Source organism: Clostridium sp. LY3-2 (assembly GCF_024705715.1).
GTDB lineage: Bacteria > Bacillota > Clostridia > Clostridiales > Clostridiaceae > Clostridium.
Genome location: NZ_JAMDLQ010000047.1, coordinates 1 through 26,922 on the forward strand (window position 1 = coordinate 1; position 26,922 = coordinate 26,922).

Genomic DNA, 26,922 nt, shown 5'->3' on the forward strand with positions numbered 1-26,922 from the left:
AAGTAAAACTGGTAAATTTGTATTGTCGCAAACCTTTTTTACTATGTTATATAATTCTTTAGGCCCTAAAGAACAATTAACACCTAAAGCATCTACATTAAGCCCTTCTAAAGTTATAGCCATACTTTCAGGGGAGCACCCTGTAAATGTTCTTCCGTCTTCTTCAAAAGTCATAGTTGCAAAAATAGGTAAATTTGAAACTTCTTTTGCTGCAATAATTGCAGCTTTCATCTCATAAAGGTCAGTAAAGGTTTCAAAAAGTAAGATATCAACTCCTTCACTTTCTCCAACTCTTACCTGCCTTTTAAAAATTTCTACAGCCTCTTCAAACTCTAAAGTTCCTAAGGGTTCTAATAATTCTCCTATAGGACCTATATCTTGCGCTATTAAGATATCTTTATCTCCTCTAGCTATTTTTGCTAAATCTATAGCTTTTTTTATTACTTCTTCTACAGAATACTCTTTTCCTTTTAGCTTTCTCTCATTAGCTGAAAAAGTATTAGTAGTTATAATATCAGCGCCATATTTTATAAATTCTTTATGTATTTCTATAATTTTTTCTTCTTCTGTAAAATTAAGAAACTCTGGAATTTCTCCAAGCTTTAAGCCTTTCTTTTGTAGTGTAGTTCCCATAGCACCATCAAAAATTAATATTTTATTTTTAAGTAGATTTATTACATCCAAACTCTCCATCCTCTTTTCTATATATACATCTATCGTAGTTATTGCAATTTTTACAATTTCTTTTAACTTTTAATTTTTCTTTTGTTATTCCAAGAATTGCAGTTACTGATTTTCTAGGAAATAATATTAAATGCTCTGATAAATTAAGTCCAAGCCTTCTTTTGCAATCTAAAATCTCTATAAAATCCTTTTGAATACTTAAACTTAAATCACCGTATCCCGGGCTATACCTAAAAGTAAAGTTTTCATTTTCATTTAAAAACTCTTCTTTTAAATTTTCTTCTAAATTATCACAAAGACTTTCAACTCCAGCTGTCGCACAAGCATCTAAAATTACAGAGGAAGTTAAATCAGTCTTTGAATATAACCGAATTTTCTTTTCTATATCATTTCCTAAAGTTACAGCTATAAGTATACACCTATCAGAGTCTTTTAAAAGGTTATAAATATCTTTCCCTTTAAGTTTTATATTTGTATCTTTTAATTTAATCTCCCCATCTTCTTTTAAAATATAAAACTCTCTAAAAGCTACTCTTTCTCTAAAGAGGTTTTTACTTTCTAAAATAAGGCTCTCTATCTTTAAATCTAAATTATAATCTATCTCTTGACCCTTATATCCTAGATACCTTAAAACCTCTTCTTTTTTTATTTCTATTTTACTATCCATAAATATTTAGGGAGAATCCTTTATTTAAAGCTTCTTTTGCATATTCCTTTGCTGAAAATAAAGAAAGGTCTTTATAATTTCCGCATTGAATTTCATTTTTTGCTGGAATTTCCTTTGCTTTTAAGACTTTTTCTAGTGATTTTTCTAAAGCTTCTTTTATCTCTTTAGGATCTCTATCTCCAAATAAACTTAAATAAAATCCAGTTCTACAACCCATAGGTGAAAGATCTATTATATTGTCTAATTCTTCTCTTAAAGTATGAGCTAAAAGATGCTCTAAACCGTGCATACCAGCTGTTCCAAAAGATTCTTTATTAGGCTGTAAAAACCTTAAATCAAATTTAGTAACCTTATCTCCTTTGATTCCTTCTAATATGCAGCACTTTCTTACATATGGCGCCTTAACTTTCCTGTGGTCTAATTCAAAACTTTCTACTCTTTCCATTTTTATGCCCTCCTATTTATCTCATTTATTATAGTATCTATATTTTCACTTATCCTTTTTGCAACGTATGGATTATTCATAGTATATAAATGAATTCCACTAACATCACTTGAGGAAAGGTCTATTATTTGTTCTACTGCATAAGCTATTCCAGCTTCTCTTAAAGCCTCTGGACTTCCTTCATATTTTTCCATAATCTTTCTAAATTTTAAAGGAATACTAGATCCACAAAGCTCTGTTATCCTCTCTATTTGTTTTCCATTAACAACTGGCATTATTCCAGCTTGAATAGGAATATCTATATTTCTCTTATTAACCTCTTCTAAAAATTTATAATATACGTTATTATCAAAAAATAACTGAGAAATAAAGCTTGTCGCCCCATTTTCTATTTTTCTCTCTAAATTATCAACTTCTAAACTTATATTTTTATTATCAATATGACCTTCTGGGTAACAAGCCCCAATTATATTAAAATCTCCTTTGCTTTTAATATAATCCATAAGTTCATTTGCATAAGAAAAGTCCCCTCTAGTGTTTCCTATATCATCTCCTCTTAATGCAAGAATATTATTTACTCCTTCTAAAGTTAATCTTTCAGTTAATTTATCTATATCCTCTTTAGTTGAAGAAATACAAGTTAAATGTGCTAATGATTCTAAGCCATATACATTTTTAATAAGTGATGCAAGTTCGCTTGTCTTATTATTAGTTAAGCTTCCACCTGCCCCATAGGTTACAGATATAAAATCTGGATTAAGCTTAACTAGATCATTTAACGCTTTGTAGATTGTCTTTACAGGTGAAGTATTTTTAGGTGGAAATACTTCAAAAGAAAAAACTAGTTTCTTTTCTTTAAATTTGTCTCTTATATTCATACAAATAGCCCCCTTTTGTAGTTATTAAAGTAAAACAAAAAAGCCTTAAGGGTTCACCTTAAGACTTAAATATCTTTAAAATTTAGTACCCTTATCTGTCTGGAATTAGCACCTTGATAAAGATAGCTCTAAACTTTCGCTATCTATAACGGTTGCCGGGTTTCAAAGGGCCAGTCCCTCCACCTCTCTTGATAAGTTTTTTATAATTATACTATAACTGTATTTTATTGTAAATGATTATCTTTAATTTCTTTAATATAATTATTTTTATAAAATGCATATGCTAATTGGATACACATTAAACACCAAATAACAGGCTCACAAATAATCACTCCAAAGTATCCAAGTGTTGGAATTAATAAAATAACAAATAGAATCTTACCTAAAAGCTCAATAACACTTGAAACTAAAGGAAGAACCTTTTCTCCAATTCCTTGAAGGGAATTTCTTAAATTTAATAATATTCCAAGTACTGCATAAAATGGTGAGTTAATTAAAAGGTATTTAGCTCCATTATCTATTACTACAGGTTCTGTTGAACCTGATAAAATTCTCATTAAAGTAGGTGCTGTAAAAAGTAAAACTATAGTAACTAAAACTCCCCAAATAACAGACATTAAATTAGAATATTTTACGGCTTCTCTAATTCTTCCTCCTTGGTCTGCTCCTTTATTTTGAGAAACAAAGGTAGCTAAACTCATAGATAAAGAAGATATTGGTATCATAGCAAAACTATTTAATTTACGTGCTGCTGTATGCCCTGCTATTATTAAATATCCTAAATTATTTATAGCAGTTTGCAAAATTACAGTACCAGCTGATACTATCATAAGCATAACTCCCATAGATAAACCTTGTCCTAATAAATCTTTATATAATTCTTTATCAAATTTAAAATGCTCTTTTTTAGGAATTAAAACTGGACATTTTTTATAGATATAAATAACGCATAATACCCCTGATATTCCTTGGGCTATAACTGTTGCAACTGCAGCTCCTTTAATTCCCATATCAAATCTTGTAATAAATAATATATCTAAGAAAATATTAATTACAGAAGAAATAATTAAAAATATTAAAGGCATCATACTGTTTCCTACAGCCCTTAAAGCACTTGCACAAAGATTATATAAAAACATTACTGAAACAAACATAGTAACTGTTGATATATAAGAATAAGACTCGTCTATAATATTTTTAGGAGTATTTAACAGTTCAAGTAAGGGATATAAAAATAACTTTGATATAACCATAATGATAACTGAAATAAAAATACCAATTACAAGTGACCCTGCAACTGACTTTTTAACTAGTTCTTCGTCTTTTGAACCATAACTTCTAGCTGTTACTATGCTAAGTCCACTTCCAGTACCTAAAGCAAATCCTACTAAAAGCTCATAAACAGCAGCTGATGCTCCTATTGCAGCTAGTGAAGTATCTCCTAAGTAATTTCCAACAATCATAATATCTACAGTATTATAAAGTTGCTGGAATAAATTTGATATAAAAAGAGGTATTGCAAAGATAATTAAAGATTTTAATATCTTCCCATTTAATAAATCCACATTTGTCTTAAACATTCCATCCCCCCTAGTATTTATTCAATTTTAAAATACATATTTCGATATACTTTTCCCTTTTTTATTATAAATAGTTTACTATTTTTTTACAATATAAATACTTTTATTCTAAATCTAAAGTTTCATAAATTCCCTTTTTCATATCCTTTACTTTTATTTCTTCTCCTACTAATATAACTTTTTTTGCACCTAATTTATCTGCATAACTCATCTTTTTCTTTAAAGTGCCCTCTTCAAAATATATAGAAGCTTTGTATCCCTTATTTTGTATTCTTTTTAATATATCTAAAGCTACCTTAATATCTTCAGTTATTGGAATTATTAAATAATCTAAACTTTCTTTAATATAATAATTTTTTAAAAACCCAATTTCTTTTAAAACAAAAAATAATCTTGTAATCCCTATAGATATACCGACTCCAGGTAACACCCTTTTTGTAAAATTACTAGCTAAATTATCATACCTTCCGCCAGAACAGATAGAACCGTACTTTTCATTTCCAATTAATACTGTTTCAACTATTGTTCCTGTATAATAATCTAACCCTCTGATTATTTTAAAATCTAATACTACCTTTTCTTCATCTACCCCTAAATAATTTAATGTTTTTAAAACTTCTTTTATTTCTTTTATTCCAGTTCTTAAGGTTTCATTTTTTAAATTCAAACTTTCTAAATAATCTATTTTTTCTAAATTCTCTCCTTTTATATTTATTATAGAATTTAAAATATTATAATTTTTTAAAGATACAAGATTTAATAATTCCCTTTCAAAAACATCTTTTTCAATCTTTTCTACTTTATCTAAAAGAATTAAAACTTCCTTTGAATTTTTGATTTTAAGTTCTTCTAAAATTCCAACTAATATCTTTTTATTATTTAATAAAAATTTGAACTCATTTAATCCAATTCTTTTAAATGCTTTAAATGCTAAACTTATAACTAAGGCATCATTATTTATATTTAATTTTTCATTTCCTATAATATCTATATCAAACTGATAAAACTCTCTGTATCTTCCCCTTTGATTTCTCTCTCCTCTATAAACTTTTCCAACTTGATACCTTTTAAAAGGAAAATTTAAATAATCAAAATGTTGTGCTACATACCTTGCAAAAGGTACAGTTAAATCAAATCTTAAAACTATATCTTTTTTTCCTTTTTTAAATCTATAAACTTCCTTTTCAGTTTCTCCCCCTTCTTTAGATAATAATATTTCTTGTTTTTCTAAAATAGGTGTATCTATTTCTAAAAATCCATTTTCCTTATAAACTTCTTTTATTTTTTCTAAAATATCACTAAATATTTCTTGCTCTCTTGGTAATAGTTCCATAAAGCCACTAAGTATACTAGGTTTTATAATTTTTTTATCCATTTTTTTCACTCCTTTAATAAAATAAAAGCCACGTAGGCTTAAAATCCCACGTGGCTTTAAATAAATTATAAATACCTTAATTTATCTATACCTAGAGACAAAAGCCTACTTTAAATAGACTTGCCTCACTAAAACAAGTCTCTAGATATGATGATGTAATGTTTTAAAAACTAAATTAAGCATATTCATAACTCCTTTTTTTAAATTTGATATTTATATTATATCCTAATTTTTAACTTTTTAATATATATTAAATAAACTACTCATTTTTACTATTTAAATAATTAATAGCACTTAAGGCTGCTACGTTACCTTGCCCTGCCGCTTTAATATCTTGATAAGGTAAGCCTACGCAATCTCCAGCTGCAAAACACCCTTCTAAACTTGTTTTCATATTAATATCTGCTTTAATATGACCATTTAAAACTTCTAACCCTGGAACTAATTCAGCCATAGGTATAGCATTTTTCAAAACAAAAACACCGTCAGTTTCAATAGAGCTATTTTTTAATATTAATTTATTTACTCTCTTATCTCCTGTTATTTCTAAAGGATTATCTTTTATTATTTTAATTCCTTTATCTAAATTATATTCCTCTTCATAAAGTGGTACATAATAAACATTTTTAGCTATTTCATTTATAAAATTAGCCTCAGCTTCACCTTCTTTAAGATAACTTACTACTACTACAGTTTTTCCTTTATATAAAGGTCCATCACAAGTTGTACAGTATCCTACCCCCTTACCTACAAATTCCTCTTCGCCTTTTATAGGAGCAGTATATTCAACTCCAGTTGCTACAATTACGCTTTTAGCTTCATAAGTATTATCCATACCTAAAACTTCAAAATAATCATCCATTTTAAATACATTAGAAATTCTTTCTTCAGTTATATTTATATCCATAGCTTCTATATGATCCCTAAAATGACCTAGTAACTCCCTGCCACTTCCAGGAGGAAAACCTAAATAGTTTTCTATTCTAGGAGCCTTTTTTAAATGACCCGTTAAATCTTTATCACCAAAAATTATAAATGATTTATTTCTAATTTTTGCTATTAAAGAAGCCGATAGTCCTGCTGCGCCACTTCCAATTATAGCTATATCATATCTTTCACTCATAAAAACACCTCCTTAAACACTTTCAGAGATAAAGTTTATAAGCTGTTCTTTTGGCAAAAAGCCATCATTAGAATTTATAACTTCACCACTTTTAAATATTTTTAATGTTGGTATACTTTCTACATCATAAGTTACAGATGCTTGTGGGTTTTTATCAATATCTACCTTAACAAATTTAACTTTCCAAACCTCATCTGATACACTTTCTAAAACAGGTGCTAGTGCTTTGCAGTGTGGACACCAAGTCGCAAAAAACTCAACAAACACTATTCCCTCATAATCTAAAACTTCTTCCTTAAAGTCAGCATCATAAATTTCTTTTACCATAAAAATCACCTCATATCACTTTTTTCTTTTAAAATAGTCCTTATTATTTAATATGTCAATTTACTGTTAATATAGGAAAAATGGTATATTAAAATTTAATTCATAGAGTTAAAATTAAATATATAAGAAGTTTTTATATTAGATTTTATTTATTCATTTTAATATCACTTTTATCTATTTTTTATAGATAATTTATAAACATTCTTAAGTTTATAAATTTCTACTGATTTGAAAGTAATTTTTAATTTTGTTATTCTTTACTAAATAAATTGAAAGGATCTGATTTTATGAAAAAATTAAGAACTGTAGAAACTTCTTTTAAAGGTTCAGATTTTTATATGGTTGGCGATGGTTTTAGAGTAAGTCAATACTTTCCTTCTAATAGAAATATTTTATTAAGGTTTTCTCCTTTTATTTTATTAAATTATAATGCTCCATTTTATTTTGAACCTTCTAATTTTAAATTAGGCGTAGGAGCTCATCCTCATAGAGGATTTGAAATTGTAACTATTCCATACGCAGGTTATGTTAATCATAAAGATAATAAAGGTCACTCTGGAGTGGTCGGTCCTTATGATGTTCAATGGATCACAGCTGGTTCTGGGATGCTCCATAAGGAATATCACGAAAAGGAATTTACTAAAAAGGGTGGAGTTTTGCATATGGTAGAACTTTGGATAAACTTGCCTTATAGAAATAAAATGACTCACCCTAAATATCAGTTTTTATCAAAAAGTTCAATAGGAACTCATATTTTAGAAGAAAATAATGGTGAAATTCAAGTTATAGCTGGTGAAGCCTTAGGCACAAAAGGGCCTGCTGAAACTTTTTCAAAAATAAATCTTTATAATGTTTATTTAAGAAATTTTGGAAAGGTTACTTTAAATGAACCTAGTAATTTTAATACTGGTATTTTAATAGTTGATGGGAATCTTGTAGTAAATAATAAAATGTATTTAGAAAATGAATTTATAATATTTGATAATGTACGTGGAGATATCCAAATAGAATCCTTAACTGAATCCTCTTTATTTTTAGTTTTAAGTGGAGAATCAATTAGAGAACCTGTAGTCTTTGATGGACCTTTTGTATTAGCTACAGAAGAAGATTTGCTTAAAGCATATGATGATTTTGATAAAGGAAGATTTGGCTCTTTTGAGTTTTAAAATTTAAGGACAACCTAATTTAATAAAGTTTAGGTTGTCCTTAGTTTTACTTATTTGAAAGCTCTACAGAAATATCAGCTACTCTTTTATATCTTTTTTTATCATCACTAAACTTACTTTCTTTTAGTCCAACTTTAGCTATATATTGTAATTCACAAGCTAAACTAAATACTTATTTATCGTAATTTAATGTGATGCTTTCTATATCTTTTGGATTGTTTAATTTGTATGTAGATTTAATTTCTTTATCCGTTGCTCCCCAAAGTGCAAGTCCAAAATCCACCTTTGCATCTACTGCGCAGTCTCTATCATAAATAGAATCCCCTATATAAATAACCTCATCTCTTTTTGCATTACTTATTTCTAAGTACTTTTCCATAGGATCTTTAAAAGGTTTATGCCTTTTAGTATCATCTGCACAAATAATAGTTTGAAATAACTCACTAAATTTAAAACATAAAAAGTCATCTTTAAGTTCAGTTTTTGTTTTTGATGTTATAATTCCTAAATTAATTTTATTTAACTTTAGATTATTTAAAACCTCTTCTATTCCATTAAAAACTACTATATCTTCTTTGTATTCTTTAAAGTAATCATCCCATTTCTTTAAAACAGAATCTATATTTTTTACTCCTAACTTTTTTAGTGCGTCTTCTCCTGGTATTCCTAATGCAAATTTTAATTCACCTAAGTCTTTTAATTCGTTTAATTCTTCAAAAATAGTTTTTCTAAGTGATTTTAATACGGATTTTTCTGAGTCTATTATAGTTCCATCTATATCAAATACAACATGGGAATATTTCATAGTACCACCCTCACATAATTTAGTTTTTTATTAATCCTTTAGCTATTTCTATTAATCCAGCTTCGTAATCTTTTTTAAAGTCATCAGATAGAATAATCCTTGGAATAACTTCTTTAGTAACCTTTTTATTTAAATAATCTTCAATCTTTTCTATACCATAATTTAAATACTCATTATTATATAAAACTATTTCATTTGGATTTATTATAGATATATAAGATAAAATAATTTTACTGTAATAAGTTATCATATCAATATCTTTAAAATCATCTTTTTCATTTTCTAAAATAGGTAAAAAAGTTATTTCTCCCGCAAAGTTTGACATACCCTTAAATACTTTCCCGCCTATAATAAGGCTTGCACCTATACCATTATTTCCTATATAAATATTTACAACAGTTTCGCCATTTTCTAAACTTTTTCTTTTCAGATACCCTCTAGCTACTATATTTAAATCGTTATCTATATTTATAGGTAAATTAAACTTATTAAATAAATATTCTTCTACATCTACACCTTTTAATTCTTTATATTCAATATCTGATAAAAACTTTCCGTCTTTTATAATACTAGCAACTCCAATTGTGATGCCACAAAGATTATTATAATTTTCTTTTTTATTATTAATTAATTCTTCTATCTTTAATAAAATATCTCCTTTTATATTTGTAGTTCCATCTTCTATTAAAGCTTCGCAATAGTCTATAACTTTCCACTCTAAGGTATCCCCTTCTATACATATAAGTAAAGATACTTTATATAATGGGTTTAAACTATACTTTTTAGAACATCTTCCTCCTATAGATTCTTTTAATCCTTCTTCTTTAACTTCCCCTTTATTTATTAGATAATCTAATACTGTACTTACAGTTGGAAAACTTAAATTTGTTATTTTTGATATTTCACTTTTACTTAAATCTTTCTTTTTAAATAGAGCATTTCTTATTGTATTTACGTTTATCTCTTTTATTGTTTTTGCATTTGCCAAAATATCACCACACTTATTAAAATACTTTTTAAAACTCTTTTAATAAGTTTATTTAATCAAATCTTTTTGTAATTGTCAACGTTTAACACAAAAAGAAGCCTTAAGTTAAACTTAATACTTCTTTTATTCTAAAGGTCTTCTATAAAAACCCCCATAAAACTCTTCTGTATTTAATACATTGATTATAGCTTTTGGGTCAACATTTCTAATTAGCATCGTAATATCACTAACTTCATAATATGAAACAACTGTATGAAGTAAGCTCATATGAACTTTGCTATACCCTCCATACCCTTCCATAACAGATACACCGTGCCTGTAATTTTTTATATAACTTTCTAAAACTTTCTCTGGATTCTTTGTTGTTATTTGAAGTGTTACTCTCTTATACCTTCTATAAAAAGATGAAATAGTCTTAGTTGAAATAAACTGAAAAACTATAGAATAACCAGCATATAAAAATCCAAATAAGTATCCAAAAACACATAGCATCAAAGCATTAAATATAAATACATATTCAAAAACAGATTTACCTTTTTTGTTAGAAACATATAAAGCTATAAAATCTGTTCCAGCGGTAGATGAATTTCCTTTAAGAGCGCAAACTACTGACATTCCATAAAGAAATCCGCCAAAGCAAACGTTAAGTACAATATCATCAAATAAAGGCTTAAAGGTTAAAACCTTTAAAAGAAAACTTGTTAAGAAAACCTGACACAATGAAGATATAACAAACTTTTTCCCTATAGCTTTATAGCATAGTATAGCTACTGGCACATTTAAAACTATAAGACCAAGAGAAGTTGAAAAAGACCCTCCCTTTAAAGCTACTATACGATCAATTAAAATTGATGCACCTGTAAATCCACTTGATAACAAATTAGAAGGCTCTATAAAAACCTTAATAACATATGTTTGAAGTAATGCAGATGCACTAACAGCTAAGGCCGTAACTAAATAACTTTTAAATAATTTATTATTCATCTATCTCTCCAAACTGAAATATTTAACCTTTTCCTAAATAATAAAGGCTTAGTGCATATATTTTTGCATTAGTAATTATATCTTCTATTTTCATCCATTCATTTGGCTGATGACCTATTCCCTTTTGACCTGGAAAAGAAGGTCCAAAGGGTACTATATTTTTCATAAGCTTTGCATAAGTTCCACCTGTTGTAGTAACTGGTGTTCCATCATTTAAAGTTACCATTTCATAAGTCTTTTTTAAAGTTTCAACTAAGAAGCAATCCTTATTAAATTTAACAGGGTCATAGTTTTTCTTTAATCTAACTTTAAATGGGGATATAGCGCCTTCTATCCTTTTTAAAATCTCATCTTTATCTGTAGATGCAGGATAGCTTACGCTAAATCTACAAGATGGAACTACTCCATAATTTAATTTAAAGTTTCTAACTTCTAAAGATCCAAACTCTTCATCTGAAATCTCTAAATTAAATCTATCCCCAGTTACCTTCCCATTTAAAACATATTCGTTTACGAAATCAAAAAAGTCTTCTAAAGTCCCTTCATCATTATAAACTTCTACTTCAAGCCTTCCGCGTTCAGCATAAACTACAGGATATTTACAGTCTGGTGTGAATCCAAATATTGGAGGTTTCTCTTTTTTTAAGTAATGCTCTAAATCTAAAAAACCACTTTCTTCGTCGCACCCAAAAATTATTCTAACTTCTCTATTTAATTTAATATTTAATCTTTTAAGGGCATATAATCCATACAAACAAGATAGTATAGGTCCCTTGTTATCTAAAATACCACGGCTATAAATCACTCCGTCTTTTGTATATCCGCTAAAGGGAGGTTCTCTCCACCCCTTTAAAGGTTTAACTACATCTAAGTGACCGATAGCTGCAATATATTCCTCGCTTTCTCCATAACTTGCATAACCTATATAATTATCTAAATTATATGTATTAAACCCTAAACTTTTTGCTATATCTAAAGTCTTATCTAGGGCTAGCTTTACGCCTTTTCCAAAGGGTGCATCTTTTTCTTCTTCTGATTCAACGCTATCGATTTTTACAACTTCAATAATACTCTTTATCATATCATTTGCTATATTATCGACTTCTTTTAATATATCTTTTTCCATAACTATAACTCCACTAATTTTGCCATTCTAGTTTTCATATAATTGTCAAGCCACTCGTTACTTGCAACTTCATGTATGCATTTACCATTAATGTTTTTAGTTAAATATACTGTTGGCTCTTCATTTTCTGTTGCAACTGCAAAAGAAAATCCTTCGATATTTGTAGAAACTCCCCACTCACCTTTATTATTCATAGCAACTAAAGACATATCTCCAGCTTTTTTTCTTCGTTTTTTTAGTTCTAAATCAAAATCATTTACTGCCTTTTCACAAGCTTTTTGAGGGTGCATTCCTTCTTTCATAAGTCTTACAACTTCATAAGATACGCAACCTTTCATTAAATCTTCTCCAAGCCCAGTTGCACTAGCTCCTCCAACTTCACTATCTACATAAAATCCAGACCCTGATATTGGAGAATCCCCAACACGTCCACTTTTTTTCATAAATAATCCGCTAGTTGATGTAGCTGATGTCATCTTACCCTTTTCATCTAAACATACCATTCCTACAGTATCGTGCCCTGAATAAGGTTTTATTTCTAAATCTTTTATTTCTTTTAATCTATTTTTGTAATGTATTTTCGCTCTATCTGTTAGCATATTTTTTCTTTCAAAACCTTCCTTGCTTGCAAACTTTTCAGCGCCTTCTCCAACTAAAAGGTTATTTACCTTTTCTTTAGATAATCTTCTTGCTATGCTTATAGGATTTTTAAAATCCTTTATAGCTGCAACGGCTCCTAAGTCAAATGTATTTCCATCCATATAAGCTGCATCTAATTCTACTATCATTTCTTCGTTTGGAAGACCTCCAAAGCCAACTGATTTATAGTATGGAAAGTCCTCTACTTCTTTTATTGCCGCCTCTATAGCATCTCCTGAATCTTCTCCATTTTTAAGCATTTCACTAGCTTTTGTAATTCCTTCAACAGCCATACGCCATGTTGCTATTATTCCCCACATATCTTTTCCTCCTCCGATTTTATAAAAGGATGCTACTTTAGCATCCTTTTATTTTAGATATTTATTTAAAACAATATTTTGATGATATAGTATCTATATCTTTATTTTCTACCATAGCCTTTGAAAGTTTACACATTCCTTCTAAAGCTTCATTTAACCCGGTTCCACCTTTTTTAGGAGTCTCGATTATTTTTATCTTATCTTTAAATTCTTTTATAGTATCTTCATTTTCTTTTGACATAGCTGCAAAAGCTACAGCTTCAGTATTATTATTAATAGCATAAGCTACATTTGCTGCCATTTTTCCATACCCTTCATAGTTAAATGCTGGGCCGCAAATTACTACATCTGGTTTAACCTTATTTACCATAGCACATAGCTTTCTAGTTACTTCATCCTTGTTTTCATCGTAAAAACCATCTCCACAATATAAACAAGCTATAACTTTTCCTCCGACTTCTTTTAAATAAGGCTCCATCATTATTGCAGGTCCTACTACCTCTTTTTTAGCTCCAAGAGGAATCATATGGTCATCTTTTATTCCTGCACCTGATTGAATTTGGTCATAAATCATTATAATTTTCATAAAATCACTCCTACAAATCATCAAATGATAAATCATCTAATGAGAAATCATCATCGTCGTCTTCATCTTTTGCTTTCGCTTCATCCATTAAGTATTGCTTATCCATCATTTTTATAAATGGCATGTATATAAACACTCCAAGTACTAAAAGTCCTGCTTGAAGTAAAGCACCTACCCAGTTAGTTGCAAGTAGCCCTGAAATTATTACAGGTGTCGTCCATGGTATGTTAATTCCACTGCAGATAGGAACTAATCCAAAGTCCATTGCAAAATATGAAATAACTATATTAACCGTAGGAACAACTATAAACGGAACTAACATCATCGGATTTAAAACTATAGGAAGTCCAAATATTATAGGCTCATTAATACCAAATATTCCAGGCACTAATGATAGTTTTCCAAGTTCTGTAATCCTCTTTGACTTACAGAAAAATAACATTGCAATTATAAGTGATAAAGTTGAACCTGCACCTCCAAATGTTGCAAATAGATCTTGGAATTGTTGACATATAATATTTCCTTCTCCTATTCCTGTTTTGAAAAACTCTAAGTTCTCAACAGAAAGCGTTTGCAATATTGGGTTAAATACAGCACCTACTACTGATCCACCATTAATTCCAAAGAACCAGAATAGGTGTAAGAAAATATAAGCTATAACCATAGCCCCTAAAGTATCTCCTATATTTAATAATGGAGTTTGTAAGAATTGGAATATAATTGTAAATACATTTGTTCCAAAATATCCAAATATTAAATTTATAAAGAAGAATACTATCATAACTATAGTAGCTGGTATTAAAGCTGCGAAAGATTGAACTACTGTTGGTGGAACACCATTTGGCATTTTAATTGTCCAACCTTTTCTTTCTACCCAAGCATAGATATGAACTGAAACAAAGGCACATATAATACCTACGAAAATACCTTTAGCACCAAGCCAGCCTGTTGGAACACCTGTTAAGCTTACTTCTTGTCCTCCTACTGTTCCAGTTACTGTATAAGGCATAATTAAAAACCATGACATAATTGCAACAGCAGAACCAAATATAGCATTTGTTTTCATATGCTTTGCAAAGGAATATGCAATACCTATAATTGCAAATATAGCCATTATAGTAAATGTTGCATCTGATGGTTTTTCTAAAAAGGCTGCTAAAGTTTGTCCAGTATTTTGATTAACAACAACTGATTTTAACCAATCAGTCCAAGCTGTTATTGGAAAGTTTGCAATTAATAAGAATATTGAACCTGCAATTAGTAGCGGTGTTGATATTAAAAAACCATCTCTAATAGACATTAAGTACTTATTTCTACCTATGGCTTCCGCTAAAGGCATAAGTATTTTTTCAAGCTTTTTTATCATTATTATTCCTCCTTATGTTATTTTTTTGCTTTTATCAATTTAATTGCTATTTTTAATACCTTTTCTCCGTTCATCATTCCATAATCATCAGCATTTATAACTGATATAGGAATACCTAAACTTCCAAATTCTTCTACAGTTTCTTCATACATATACTTAACTTGTGGTCCAAGTAAAATACAATCTGGGTGTCTCTCATCTATAATTTCTCTTAATTTGTTATGTGGAAATGCTAAAACCTCTATTGGTAAGTTATGACTATTTGCAACCTCTTGCATTTTACTAGCTAGCATGCTAGTTGACATCCCTTGACTGCAAAATAAATATACCTTTTTCATAATTAATACCCTTCTTTCTTTTTTTATTTACTTAATTCTTTTATACTTTTATTTAATTTAATTACTTCTTTAGTAAGTATTTTAATAGTTTCAGCTGACATTAATTGGTCCTCAGCGTGCATAAGTAAAATTGTTGGAGTAACGCCTTTTCCACTTGCTTCTTGTTGAATCAACTCCCCGTGGCTATTATGTCCTTTACTAAAATACTTATCTCCCTCTTCCATTTTCTCATTAACTAAATCGAATTCCCCTTTTTCAGCAGCTTTCATAGCCTCAATATAACTTGATTTAGCCATTCCTACTGATGAAATAATATTAAAGCTTATTAATTCTAAATTATCCATCTTGCTCTCCTTTCGTCTATAAACAAATTATATATTTTATATAATCTTTTAGGCTTATATCACTTCTTCCTAATGTTAGGAAACTAATCACATAAAACTACTTTTGTGCTTCCTATGTAATCATGAAGCGCTCTATTTTCTCCTTTAAATAGCAGCAAGCAAATGCTTATTGCAGTTATTGCAAAACCTGCATACATTAATGGAGTAACAAAGTTAACTCTTGTAAATATAGTAAGTAGTTGATGCCATATTGTACTTGCAGTAACTAAGGCTCCCTCAATAATAATCACACCTATTACTTGCCTTAATAAAATATTTTTAAGTTCTACGTCCTCATTTGATTTTTTAACTATCTTCATTTTGCAAATTCTCTTACCTAAAGTTTGTCCTTTATAAATAAATGTTGGAACTATTACAAAATAAAATACTGCAAATAATAAAGCTAAAACTCCTGCTATAATCCCGTATGAACCTTGAAACTCTATAATATTTTGATTTGTCATAGTATTAGTTAATTTTTGTGAAATTAAAGCTATAGGTAAAGCTGTACATAAAGCACCAACGTACCAATCGATAATATAACCTAAAAATCTTCTACTAACATTTACATTTGATTTATTATTTTCTTTCATATTCTACCTCCTAAGAAATTATCTCTTTCATTAGTTCTTCAAAACTCTTTACTTCTAGAAGTTTTGAAAATTTATTTTTATCTAAAACTACGCTACTTAACCAATCAAAAAATGTTTTTAAAAGGCTTGTCCCAGTTTCTCTAATTGCAACTAAAACTATAAGTTTTACATCATACTCTCCCCATTTAACAGGGTTATCTAAAATCATAGTAGAAATGCAAGATTCCTTAGCTGTAACTTCAATAGAGTGAGGAACAGCAAAGCCATATATAAATGATGTTGAAGATATTTCTTCACGCTTTAATACATCTTCTTTATAATTTTCATCTACTAAACCTTTTTTTATTAATTCATCTGATAAAAATTCAATTACTTCCTTTGCACTTTCCATACTATTTTTTCTGTAAAATAAATCTTTTCTCATAAGATTATTTATAAGTTCTACAAAGTCTCCTTGACTATTTTTCTTATCTAAATTGTTTAAAGTTTGAAATATCTTACTTTCATCTTCATAATTTACAAAGAGAGATATATTTACAGTTTGTATATCTAAAGTATGCTTAAGCTTAGCTGTAGTTATTATTAAATCAGCCTCATCTTCTAAAATTTTGCTCTCTTCAAAAAAGTTATGAACTGCTACTATTTCCATCCTATCGCTAAATCTATTATTGATTTTTTCAATGCACATCTTAGATAGCATTTTGTTATAAGGAATTATAATAACGCCTTTATGCTTTTTGATAATATTTACTCTTTCATAAGCTGCCCCTAAATGTAATGCAATAAAAGATAATTCATTTTCATTTATCTTTTCTCCAATTCCCTTTTGAATTACTTCTCCAGCACTTACTGCCATTTCAAAAACTAAAGGATATTTTCTTTTAATATCTTGAATATACGCATTAGTTACGTTTATATTATTTTTTTGTCTCTCTAATAAAGCTTGAAGATGCATAGATAATCCAACCCTTAAATCAGAATCATATCTAAAATCTATATCATAATGCTCTTTTATTTCTAAAATAACTTCTTCTGTTAAGGCATCTACATCTTCATTTAATTCTTCTTTTAGAATATCTTTTCTAAATTGACTACTTTTTTTACCCATAAGTAAAAGGGCAAACCTATTTATCTCTGCATCTACTAGTTCAATATTGATTCTTTTACTTACTTCATTAAAAAACTCCCTTGAAATTTTATATTCAACGCTTTCTTTTAACTTTTCTGAATCATTTAAATATTTTAAATAGTTATGATCAAATATTCTCTCTATAGCTACTCCTGCATGAATCATAATCATCGGAAAAATCATTTCTCTAATTTTATAATTATATTTTTCTAAAATTTCTTCTAAAATATCTTTAACTTCTAAAAAGTCAAAGTTATTCCAAAGGTCTGCTATAGAGTTTAAGTTTATAAAATTACCTCTAATCTCTTTTGTTAAAAGATGTTTATATAATCTTCTTTTATCTCCTTCATTTCCTTCAAGTCTTATATGGTTTTTAGACCTTACAAGGGAAAGGTTTGGATATTTACTTATTATTTTTCTTATTTTTTTAATATCATTATCTATAGAGTAACCGCTTACAAAAACCTGCTCTTGAAGTGATATTAAATTGATTTCTTGACTTTTAAATAAAAGTTTTTGAATTACATATACACATCTCTCTTTAGAGTTTTGAGGTATCACCCCTTTTATCTCTATATCTTGCTTGTTTAACAACTCTTTATTAATTTTATACCCAAACCTTTTATTAGATTGAATCAAAACACAGTTATAGTAATTATTTATACTTGATATATCAAGTCTTATAGTTCTATCAGAGACTGTTAAAATTTTTGATAATTCCTTTCCTGTAATCCAATCATTATTGTCATTTAATATATCAATTATATTAGCTTGGCGACTATTTAACATATCTTCCCCTCCTAAGTTAAATTTAACACCTTTTCTTTAATTAAAGCTTAGAAACATTTTTCCTAACACTTAGGAACTTAAATATCTCTTTTCCTATTTAAAGATTCAAATCTATACTAATATAATTTTTATTGAAATTATTAACTCTATTTCTTAAAAAAGACTGTTTTTTATAAGTATTTATTACTTTTGAATATAATTAAAAGAAGCATACACAAATATGCTTCTTTTTAGATATTTTCATTTAATTTTAAACGTTCATATAAGCTATAACTTCAAGAATCTTTTTTAAAAATTCTTCTTTACTTCCTTTTCTTTCGATTTCATACGCTAAATTCCCATCTTTAATAAAGATTACCCTTTTTGAATAACTTGCAGCTAAAGGATCATGAGTTACCATCATTATTGTTGCATCTTCTTTTTCATTTAGAAAATTTAAAGTATCTAATAAATTTTCAGCTGACTTTGAATCTAAAGCACCAGTAGGCTCGTCCGCTAAAATAAGAGATGGATTTCCTATAATTGCGCGGCAAGCTGCTGTCCTTTGCTTTTGTCCTCCTGATATTTCATAAGGATACTTGTGAAGTATTTCTCTTATTCCAAGCCTGTTAGAAATATTTGCAGCCCTTTGTTTTATTTCACTTTTATTTATATTTTTAGATATCGTTAAAGGAAGTGCTATATTTTCCTCAACTGTTAAAGTATCTAAAAGATTAAAGCTTTGAAATATAAATCCTAATTTATCTCGTCTAAAAGCTGCAAGCTTTTTATCTGATATTTTATTTATATTGCTTCCATCTATATATACTTCACCAGAACTTGGCCTATCTATAGTTGAAATTACATTAAGTAATGTACTTTTTCCTGAACCTGAAGGCCCCATAACTGCTACAAATTCTTTTTCTTTTATAGTTAAGTCTATATTTTTTAAAGCTAAAACTTTGTTATTTCCGCTCCCATATGTTTTTCCTAAATTATTTATCTTTAAAATATCTTTCATATATTTTTACCTCTTTTACTTAAAAATTATTCTTATATATATAAATCTTGTTATTAAGAAATATATAAAGTAAACTATAAAATACCCTAAATACATTCCGCCTATTACTGTTATAAATCTCCCTCTAAGTCCTAGTATAGTAATGCTTAAAGCAACTAAGCTATGCACTCCCCCTATACAAAATGGAAGTAAGTAATTTACCTTTAATTGTTTTGTTATTATGCTTTTTATATTTTCTTTTGAAAATCCAATCTTACTTAACATCTCATATCTACTTTTATCATCATAAGCTTCTCTTATAAAATTAAAGAGCATAATTGATATAGTACATATAGTAAAAACTAAAGATATGCAAATCCCAACAAATAATATAGTAGTAATAACATTATTTGAAACTCCAGATTCATCTCCAAAATACAAAGTTAAACATACGCCAAGTGCTGTCATACTAGATGCTATTAATACAGATGTTGTTGCAATACTTCTTGAATTACTTCTAATTTTAAATAAAAGATTAGAACTAACTATTAAATCCTCTCCATCTCTATAACCTGTTTTCTCTTTTCTTAAATTTATCTTATCTATAACCAATGTATTACATAATTTATATGTACCTTTAACTACTAAAAATAATGTAATAACAATACTAAGTCCTAATGTTCCTATTGAAAATGGAAAACTTAAATACCCTATAACTATTATTGTCACAGCTGAAAGACCTTTTATAATCGGCTTTTTAAACTCTTTTTCCCTTTTATTATCAGCATTAAATAAATCAATTAATTTAAATTTATCTATAATACTTGAACTGTTTAAAGATACTATAGTATAAAATATAAAAAATAATATATTTGCTATAATTAAAGCTTTTAAATCAAATCCGCCTATACTCGTTGTATTTTTTATATTAAGCATATTAAAATATATTTTTGTAAACCCTGATGAAAATAATAACCCTAAAACAGACCCAAGCCCCATAGCTATCAATCCAATAAACATCATTTCTCCAAATATCATATTTGATATTTTGCTATTATCCATCCCAACTAATGAATAAATCCCTATTTCCTTTTGCCTTTTTCTTATAAAAAATTTATTTGAATACCATATAAATATAGAAATAACTAAAAGGATAAGTAATCCTGAACCGTAAAATATTCCATTAACCCCATCAAATTCATCTATAAATCCACTAACTGTTTTTCCAAAAATTATCGAACAAAAGAAATATAGATTACTTATTGCAAGGGATATTGCCCCTAAATAAATTATGTAATCTAATTTATTTCTTTTGATATTTCTAATTGCTAATTCCATCTTTAACCTCCTGATAAAAATTACTATATAAAAATTATAGGTTAAAGACTTTAAAACACATATTTACTTTCATTACATTTATCTTTCATTTATGTAAGAAATAATTTAGAACACTTTAATTAATATAAAAAAAATACTATACTTAATAATGGTAATAAATAAATTACGCCTAAAATTAAATTCGATCGAGGGGTTTGTATGAGAAAAAAAGATATACTTGAATTAAGAAAACACTTAAAAAAGGAAAACTGTACTTTTACTAAAATGTGCGGTTGTTATGTAAATTCAGAGAAAAATATGATTTTAAATTTCAGAGAAAGTTTTCTAAATCTAGACGAGGACGAGTATTTTAAATATTTAGATATAGCTAAAAAAGTTATATCAGGTACTATTTCAAATAATTTATTAGAATTAAACTTTAAAGCTTCTGAAGACTTAGTAAATGATAGACAAGTCTCTCTTATGCAACTTAAAACTAGTGCTTTAAAAGATGATAATTTACTTAATGATTTTTATAAGTCGATTATAGATAATTATGATTATACTGGAAACTTCTTAATTATACTTTTTCACGATGCATATGATGTTATAACTAAAACATCTGATAATTTAAATATAGATGAATCAGAAGAAATATACGAATATATTTTATGTGCTGTTTGTCCTGTTTCTTTATCAGAACCAGGACTTAGATATTATGAAGAAGAAAATACAATAGGGGCTAGAATCCGTGATTGGGTTGTAGAAGCTCCTCAAAACGGATTTGTTTTCCCAGCATTTATAAACCGTAGCTCTGATGTAAATTCAGTTATGTATTACACTAAAAATGCTAAAAATACTCACCCAGAGCTTATGGAAAACTCTCTTGGTTGTGAAATAAAACAAACTGCAACTATTCAAAAAGAAGCATTTCAATCTATAATTAAAGATTCTTACGTAGCTGATGAAAAAGCTGCAAACAAAATTTTTATGGAAGTTCAAGAAAACTTAAGTAATATGATTGAAGAACATGATTCAATTTACGGTGACACAGATAGCGAACCTTTATCTCTTTCAAAAGAAGAGATGCAAAATCTTTTAACTGAAAGCGGTGTTCCAGAAGCTATCACTAAAAAAATCGAAAAATCATTTGATGAAAATTTCAAAGACCAAATTCCTTTAGCCGAAAACTTAATAGATAAAAAAACATTAAAAGAAAATGAGCAGAGGAAAAAAGAAGAACATCTTATAAAAGAAGTTGTAAGGCTTCAAGAAAAAATTGAACAAGTTAAAGAAGAAGCTTCTATAAAGCTTGAAAAAGAGGAAGAAAACACCCTAGATTCTTCTAATATAGATCAAACAGAAGATGGTTCTAAAGTAGAGGATAATTTAAACCCTGATGAAGCTTTTGATGTTGTTTTAAAAGTTAAACCTGAAAAGGTTAGCGAAATAAAATCACAAATAATAGATGGTAAAAAGTGCTTAGTTATCCCAATAAACGAAAACGAACAAGCTAAAGTAAATGATATAGAAGACTTAATATAAAACATAATTAAAGCAAACTCTAAAACTAGAGTTTGCTTTATTATTTTTTAAATGAATTAAATCCTTTATAATTATTAAAATTACAAATATAATGAGTAATTTTTGTTTATATGTTATAATTTTCCTTAATATATTTATTTTTGTATACTTAAAGGAGGAGATTTTTATGCTGGGAACTATAATAAATACATTAGCGATTATTTTAGGTAGCTTAGTCGGCTTATTTATTAAAGGAGGAATATCAAATAAAATAAGTGATACTATAATGAAAGGAATTGCACTTTGCGTTTTTTATATAGGTGTTAGCGGTGCACTAAAGGGAGAGAATACTTTAATTACTATAATCTGCATTGCAGTTGGGTCTTTGATTGGAGAATATATAGATATTGATAAAAGATTAAAATCTCTTGGAAATTTTATAGAATTAAAAGTCTCTTCTAAAACTAAAATTTCATCTTCTTTAGAAACTTCTAAATTTTCTATTTCTAAAGCCTTTGTTTCATCGAGTCTTTTATTTTGTGTTGGTGCTATGGCTATAGTAGGTTCTTTAGAAAGTGGCCTTTTAAAAGATTATGATACACTTTTAGCAAAATCTGTTTTAGACGGTATTTCTGCTATTATATTTTCTGCAACCCTTGGGATAGGTGTTATTTTTTCTTCTATAGCAGTTTTTATCTACCAAGGAACTATCACTTTATGTGCATCATTTTTATCTTCTCTTTTAAGCCAAGCTGTTATTACTTCTATGACTGCAATAGGTAGTCTTTTAATAATAGGTCTTAGCTTTGATATGCTTGGAATTTCTAAAATTAAAGTCTCTAATATGCTCCCTTCAGTATTTCTTCCTATATTGCTTGGACTTTTTGGACTAATATAAAAAACGTATCAAAAAGATACGTTTTTTATTAAAGCTTTAAACTTTCTAATACTTTATCATCTATATCATTAAAATATAAACCTTCCTTAGTTCCTATAGGTGATCGATAAAAATAATCTTTATTTTTATAATTATAAGAAACTAAAATATTATAATAAAAATTAATATACCCTTTATCCTTAGGAGAAATATCAAGCTTATAACTTCTTCCTTCTGAATTACCTTTTATATTTTCTCTTTTAAAATCACTTTTTAAATTAAAGTATTCCTTATCTAAAATTAGATTATTAATAGTAATATTATCTTTATTTAAATTATGAACTTTAAAATTCGATAGATCATCTTTTGATATAACTATAGAATTTTCTATATCGATATTTTTTGAATCTCCTTCTTCAAGGTTACTTAAATCTAAATCTTTGTTAACTAATTTTCCAAAGTTTAAATCTATACTTCCTCCATCTTTTAAAGCTATATTAATATTCTCAGATACTAAATCTTCACTTAACAAATTTAAACTTATAGATATAGAAGATAAAATATATTTTTCTGTTTCTACCTTCTTTAAAGTATCTATCTTCTCTACTTTTATATTTTCATTATCAAAAGTGATATCTTCTATATTATCTTTTAGCTTATCTTTTATTTCTTTTGGATAAAAATACATTATTTCAAGTTCTGTGAATGCTTCTTTATCTTTAACTTTCTTTTTAGAATAATTATTCACATTTAATGTTTTTATAACTTTAAAATCTTTCTTAAAAATATCTAAATCATCCTCTCTTAAGCCATTCCCCTTCTCTTTTAAATTAATAAAAGTAATAAATATTACAATTAAAATTAATACCCCTGCTATAATTTTTTTCATAAAATGCCCCCTAAATTTTTACTATAATTTAATTATACTTTATAAAATTTATACAAGCTATTGCATTTTTATTAGTCAAATGATATTATTTAATCAATATAATAATAGGATGCTTGTTCTTATCCCCGGGTAAGAACTTTAGATAAGCACTGAATCTTATTCCACTAGGGCCTTATTAAATAAGGAGGAATGAGATTCGGTGCTTTTTGTTTAATCCTATTAAATTTTATAATTTTGGAGGTTATGCAAATGAAATGGGAATTAAAAAACTTTGAAAATTTAAGTGCTTTAGAGGTCTATAATATACTCTCTTTAAGAAATGAAGTATTTATAGTAGAACAAGAATGTCCATACCAAGATTGTGATTTTAAGGATTTAAATTCTTATCATTTATTTTTAAAAGATGATGATAAAATAATAGCTTACCTTAGAATATTAGAAAGGGGCATATCTTATGATGAAGTTTCTATAGGAAGGGTTATAGTAAAAGAAGCTTATAGAAAAGGCGGGATTTCTAGAGATATGATGACAAGGGCAATAAAATTTATTACAGAAGAACTTAATGAAAACACTATAAAAATCCAAGCACAAGCATATTTAATAAATTTTTATAAAAGCTTAGGTTTTAAAGAGGTATCAGAAATTTATTTAGAAGATAATATTCCTCATATCGATATGATTTATAGACATAAAGAAAAGGTATTTTAAATACCTTTTCTTTATTCACCCTTTTCTTTACTGTAATTTGATTTTTCAAAATCTTTATAAATACTTTTTACTAAATCGTTCATACCATTTGATAACTCTTTTACAGTTTTAATCCCATCTTCTTTACTAAGGTTTTGAGCGTTTAATAAATTAGTTATTAATTCTTTAGAATTTTCTGGCTTTATTTTAAACTTTTCAATCCAAGGTAAAAGTCTCTTTTCTCCAGGATGAAACTCTTCATTTAACGAAAATAAAATATCAAAATAAATTGCTAAATACTCAGTTATCCTATGATTTATAGAAATTATATCCCCTCTTTTTATAGCCTTAATAATTTGATAAGAAAGAGACGGCATTTGATTATCTAAAAGTTTTATATTATTTAAAACTATACTTTCTTTTAATTCTTTAGGATAAAAATTATATTTTTCTCTGTAGCCTTTTATTATATCATTCTTATCATAAAGAACCTTTGAAGTTAAAATGTTATGAACCATACAAGTTGAATAACCAAATGAAGATTCAAACTTTTCAAATGTATCTATAAAATTATCTTCTAGAAAATTTAAATCTCTATAGATAAGTTCAACTTCCTTTCCATTTATTAAAATTCCATCATCCTCTTCTTCAAAAAATTTATTAGATACTTCTACGTACTTAAAATATTTTTTAAGTATTTCTCTTCTCGCTTCTACCTCTATATAATCACTATAATAAACATATACATCATAATCTGATAGCGCGTCCTCTTTATTTAATGCTTTCGAACCTCCAAGCATTATAAGTTCTACTTCTTCTAAAGATTTTAAATCCTCAATTAATTCTTTAAAATAATCTCTCATATATTTTCCCCTTTTCATTATTTAAATTTATTTAATATAAACTTTGTCATATCATCTTTATTTTTATTTAATTCATTTACCCTATTAACGTTTGCACCTGATGGGTGAGGGAATCCTTTTAAAATTTGTTCCTCTTTTATATATCCTTCTTCACTTAACTTAATTAAAACTTCTAAAACAGCTTTCCCAAGGGGTATTATTATAGCTTTATCAAATTCTTCTATGCTTTTTATCTCCTCTATAAAGATATCGTATACATACTTCATTAAAAATTCGCTCTTTATTAAGCTTGGAGTATGACCTGTATAATTTTTATCTTTAATAAATACAGGATAAGATACTAAAGCCGTTGTGTGAATAAGGTAGTCCTTATCTAAAAATAACTCACTGCAAGAATCAATATTTAAAGCTTTATTTAAGCTTATCGTATCTAACATAGATATAGTATTCTTTCTTAAAGGACCACTAAATCTTCCTTTTTCTTTGCATCTATATTTAATTTCTTCTAAATCTAAATTTTCATTTAAATCGTATCTAGCCTCTACAAATGCATTATTCATTTGATTAAACCCAGGTGTTATTCCAACTATAATAACTTTAGCCTTTTTATTTATATATTCATTATGAGGTGCATAATAAACTTTTATATTACCTTTTTCATCTATTAAAAAATCTTCTATTAAAAGATCTTCTTTAGTGTACTTATCTTTTAAAGGTAACTTAAGTATTTTATCTTTAAAATCTAATATCGTCTTTTTCATAAGCTTTCTTCCTTTTTATTTTATTAATATAACTAACTAAAATTAAGCTTTAAGAATATAATCCTAAAGCTTAATTTTAATTAATTTTTATAATCTTCTTTAAATAGAGCCATCAATATCTCATCGTAATATTTTCCTTCTCTATAGATTTCCTTTTTCAAAATACCTTCTTCTTTAAATCCTAAAGATTTATAACATCTTATAGCTCTATTGTTAAAGCTATATGCCGCAAGTTTAATTTTTTCTAAATTACATTCTTCAAATATAAATTTTATTAAAACCTTTAAAGCATCAGTTCCATATCCTTTTCCCCAAAACTTTTTATCTCCTATCATTATTCCAATTACGCAATTTCTATTTTTTATGCTACAAGAATTTATACTAACTCCGCCTATATACTGACCTGTAACTATATCTTCAATTGCAAAATCATAAACTAAACCTTCTTTATTTTTAGAAGATTTAATCCAAGATTCTTCTTCCCATTTGGTGATTGGAAAAGGTGTATTTGGGTCAAGTAGTCTTTTAACTTCGAAGTCGTTAACAAACTCATAAGCCTTTTCTATATCTTCTTCTTTGTAGCCCCTTAATAAAACTTTTTCTCCATAATACATAATTTTACCCCCTTTTATTTTTAGAAATAATTGTATCTTTTCTCACTCTTAAAGTCAATCAAATTTCTATTCTTTAATTGTTTATTAACAGAATTTCTCAAATTAAATATAATATACAAA

At 27.4% G+C, this 26,922-nt stretch carries 29 protein-coding genes and 1 riboswitch; of the genes, 4 read left to right on the forward strand and 25 right to left on the reverse strand.

Features of this window, described 5'->3' with window-relative positions:
- The 8 genes from M4I33_RS13755 to trxA all read right to left on the reverse strand — a co-directional run.
- Positions 1-693 (reverse strand): homocysteine S-methyltransferase family protein (locus M4I33_RS13755; RefSeq protein ID WP_257917341.1); only part of this gene is annotated, 693 nt, incomplete at its 3' end.
- Entirely contained in the window at positions 662-1,351 is a 690-nt protein-coding gene (locus M4I33_RS13760) for a vitamin B12 dependent-methionine synthase activation domain-containing protein (RefSeq protein WP_257917342.1), read from the reverse strand. The genes M4I33_RS13755 and M4I33_RS13760, both read right to left, overlap by 32 nt.
- Positions 1,344-1,796 (reverse strand): S-ribosylhomocysteine lyase, encoded by a 453-nt coding sequence (locus tag M4I33_RS13765; RefSeq protein WP_257917343.1) that lies wholly within the window; start codon positions 1,794-1,796, stop codon positions 1,344-1,346. The genes M4I33_RS13760 and M4I33_RS13765 overlap by 8 nt, the downstream gene beginning before the upstream one ends.
- Before the next feature lie 2 nt (positions 1,797-1,798).
- Entirely contained in the window at positions 1,799-2,674 is an 876-nt protein-coding gene (gene metF, locus M4I33_RS13770; protein ID WP_257917344.1) for a methylenetetrahydrofolate reductase [NAD(P)H], read from the reverse strand.
- 88 nt (positions 2,675-2,762) lie between these two features.
- A riboswitch (SAM riboswitch) is annotated at positions 2,763-2,872 on the reverse strand.
- 26 nt (positions 2,873-2,898) lie between these two features.
- On the reverse strand, positions 2,899-4,254 hold the full coding sequence (locus M4I33_RS13775) for an MATE family efflux transporter (protein ID WP_257917346.1): 1,356 nt from the start codon (positions 4,252-4,254) through the stop codon (positions 2,899-2,901).
- A gap of 103 nt (positions 4,255-4,357) precedes the next feature.
- Entirely contained in the window at positions 4,358-5,629 is a 1,272-nt protein-coding gene (hisS, locus tag M4I33_RS13780; RefSeq protein ID WP_257917348.1) for a histidine--tRNA ligase, read from the reverse strand.
- Positions 5,630-5,888: 259 nt separating this feature from the next.
- On the reverse strand, positions 5,889-6,752 hold the full coding sequence (locus M4I33_RS13785) for an NAD(P)/FAD-dependent oxidoreductase (protein WP_257917349.1): 864 nt from the start codon (positions 6,750-6,752) through the stop codon (positions 5,889-5,891).
- Positions 6,753-6,764: 12 nt separating this feature from the next.
- The gene (gene trxA / locus M4I33_RS13790) at positions 6,765-7,079 is read right to left on the reverse strand and encodes a thioredoxin (protein WP_257917350.1); all 315 of its coding nucleotides are present in this window, start codon (positions 7,077-7,079) and stop codon (positions 6,765-6,767) included.
- Between the two features lie 287 nt (positions 7,080-7,366).
- Between trxA and M4I33_RS13795 the strand changes: the two genes are divergently transcribed.
- Entirely contained in the window at positions 7,367-8,245 is an 879-nt protein-coding gene (locus M4I33_RS13795; protein ID WP_257917351.1) for a pirin family protein, read from the forward strand.
- A 172-nt stretch (positions 8,246-8,417) separates the two neighbouring features.
- Here M4I33_RS13795 and M4I33_RS13800 read toward each other — a convergent pair whose 3' ends face one another.
- The 13 genes from M4I33_RS13800 to M4I33_RS13860 form a co-directional block, all read right to left on the reverse strand.
- The gene (locus M4I33_RS13800) at positions 8,418-9,050 is read right to left on the reverse strand and encodes an HAD family hydrolase (protein WP_257917352.1); all 633 of its coding nucleotides are present in this window, start codon (positions 9,048-9,050) and stop codon (positions 8,418-8,420) included.
- 19 nt (positions 9,051-9,069) lie between these two features.
- Positions 9,070-10,038, reverse strand: coding sequence for an ROK family protein (locus M4I33_RS13805; protein WP_257917353.1), 969 nt, complete (start codon positions 10,036-10,038; stop codon positions 9,070-9,072).
- Positions 10,039-10,161: 123 nt separating this feature from the next.
- A complete protein-coding gene (locus tag M4I33_RS13810; protein WP_257917354.1) occupies positions 10,162-11,022 on the reverse strand; it encodes a YitT family protein in 861 nt (286 codons plus the stop codon).
- 22 nt (positions 11,023-11,044) lie between these two features.
- Complete coding sequence (locus M4I33_RS13815) at positions 11,045-12,148, reverse strand: Sapep family Mn(2+)-dependent dipeptidase (protein WP_257917355.1); 1,104 nt, start codon at positions 12,146-12,148, stop codon at positions 11,045-11,047.
- 2 nt (positions 12,149-12,150) lie between these two features.
- A complete protein-coding gene (locus M4I33_RS13820; protein ID WP_257917356.1) occupies positions 12,151-13,107 on the reverse strand; it encodes a N(4)-(beta-N-acetylglucosaminyl)-L-asparaginase in 957 nt (318 codons plus the stop codon).
- Between the two features lie 61 nt (positions 13,108-13,168).
- Positions 13,169-13,693, reverse strand: a complete 525-nt coding sequence (locus tag M4I33_RS13825) for a GrdB-related putative oxidoreductase (RefSeq protein ID WP_257917357.1) — start codon at positions 13,691-13,693, stop codon at positions 13,169-13,171.
- A gap of 10 nt (positions 13,694-13,703) precedes the next feature.
- Entirely contained in the window at positions 13,704-15,059 is a 1,356-nt protein-coding gene (locus tag M4I33_RS13830; RefSeq protein WP_257917358.1) for a PTS sugar transporter subunit IIC, read from the reverse strand.
- 17 nt (positions 15,060-15,076) lie between these two features.
- Positions 15,077-15,397, reverse strand: a complete 321-nt coding sequence (locus M4I33_RS13835; protein WP_194189884.1) for a PTS sugar transporter subunit IIB — start codon at positions 15,395-15,397, stop codon at positions 15,077-15,079.
- Positions 15,398-15,420: 23 nt separating this feature from the next.
- Positions 15,421-15,741, reverse strand: coding sequence for a PTS lactose/cellobiose transporter subunit IIA (locus M4I33_RS13840; protein WP_257917359.1), 321 nt, complete (start codon positions 15,739-15,741; stop codon positions 15,421-15,423).
- Between the two features lie 83 nt (positions 15,742-15,824).
- The gene (locus M4I33_RS13845) at positions 15,825-16,373 is read right to left on the reverse strand and encodes an RDD family protein (RefSeq protein WP_257917360.1); all 549 of its coding nucleotides are present in this window, start codon (positions 16,371-16,373) and stop codon (positions 15,825-15,827) included.
- A 10-nt stretch (positions 16,374-16,383) separates the two neighbouring features.
- Positions 16,384-18,291, reverse strand: a complete 1,908-nt coding sequence (locus M4I33_RS13850; RefSeq protein ID WP_257917361.1) for a PRD domain-containing protein — start codon at positions 18,289-18,291, stop codon at positions 16,384-16,386.
- A 250-nt stretch (positions 18,292-18,541) separates the two neighbouring features.
- Positions 18,542-19,291, reverse strand: a complete 750-nt coding sequence (locus tag M4I33_RS13855; protein ID WP_257917363.1) for an ABC transporter ATP-binding protein — start codon at positions 19,289-19,291, stop codon at positions 18,542-18,544.
- Between the two features lie 15 nt (positions 19,292-19,306).
- Positions 19,307-20,608, reverse strand: coding sequence for an FtsX-like permease family protein (locus tag M4I33_RS13860; RefSeq protein ID WP_257917364.1), 1,302 nt, complete (start codon positions 20,606-20,608; stop codon positions 19,307-19,309).
- A gap of 198 nt (positions 20,609-20,806) precedes the next feature.
- Between M4I33_RS13860 and M4I33_RS13865 the strand changes: the two genes are divergently transcribed.
- Positions 20,807-22,132 carry a DUF4317 domain-containing protein gene (locus tag M4I33_RS13865; RefSeq protein WP_257917365.1) on the forward strand — a complete coding sequence of 442 codons (1,326 nt, stop codon included), beginning with the start codon at positions 20,807-20,809 and terminating at the stop codon, positions 22,130-22,132.
- 166 nt (positions 22,133-22,298) lie between these two features.
- Positions 22,299-23,009, forward strand: a complete 711-nt coding sequence (locus M4I33_RS13870; protein WP_257917366.1) for a DUF554 domain-containing protein — start codon at positions 22,299-22,301, stop codon at positions 23,007-23,009.
- Between the two features lie 28 nt (positions 23,010-23,037).
- On the opposite strand, the gene M4I33_RS13875 is transcribed toward M4I33_RS13870, so the two are convergent.
- Positions 23,038-23,877 carry a hypothetical protein gene (locus tag M4I33_RS13875; RefSeq protein ID WP_257917367.1) on the reverse strand — a complete coding sequence of 280 codons (840 nt, stop codon included), beginning with the start codon at positions 23,875-23,877 and terminating at the stop codon, positions 23,038-23,040.
- Between the two features lie 249 nt (positions 23,878-24,126).
- Between M4I33_RS13875 and M4I33_RS13880 the strand changes: the two genes are divergently transcribed.
- Positions 24,127-24,585, forward strand: a complete 459-nt coding sequence (locus M4I33_RS13880; protein WP_257917368.1) for a GNAT family N-acetyltransferase — start codon at positions 24,127-24,129, stop codon at positions 24,583-24,585.
- 11 nt (positions 24,586-24,596) lie between these two features.
- Here the strand turns inward: M4I33_RS13880 and M4I33_RS13885 are convergent, their stop codons facing one another.
- The 3 genes from M4I33_RS13885 to M4I33_RS13895 all read right to left on the reverse strand — a co-directional run bounded on the left by M4I33_RS13885 (position 24,597) and on the right by M4I33_RS13895 (position 26,802).
- A complete protein-coding gene (locus M4I33_RS13885) occupies positions 24,597-25,427 on the reverse strand; it encodes a DUF4037 domain-containing protein (protein WP_257917369.1) in 831 nt (276 codons plus the stop codon).
- Between the two features lie 17 nt (positions 25,428-25,444).
- Positions 25,445-26,188 carry a hypothetical protein gene (locus M4I33_RS13890; RefSeq protein WP_257917370.1) on the reverse strand — a complete coding sequence of 248 codons (744 nt, stop codon included), beginning with the start codon at positions 26,186-26,188 and terminating at the stop codon, positions 25,445-25,447.
- Between the two features lie 80 nt (positions 26,189-26,268).
- Positions 26,269-26,802 carry a GNAT family N-acetyltransferase gene (locus M4I33_RS13895; protein ID WP_257917371.1) on the reverse strand — a complete coding sequence of 178 codons (534 nt, stop codon included), beginning with the start codon at positions 26,800-26,802 and terminating at the stop codon, positions 26,269-26,271.
- Between the last annotated feature and the right edge of the window lie 120 nt (positions 26,803-26,922).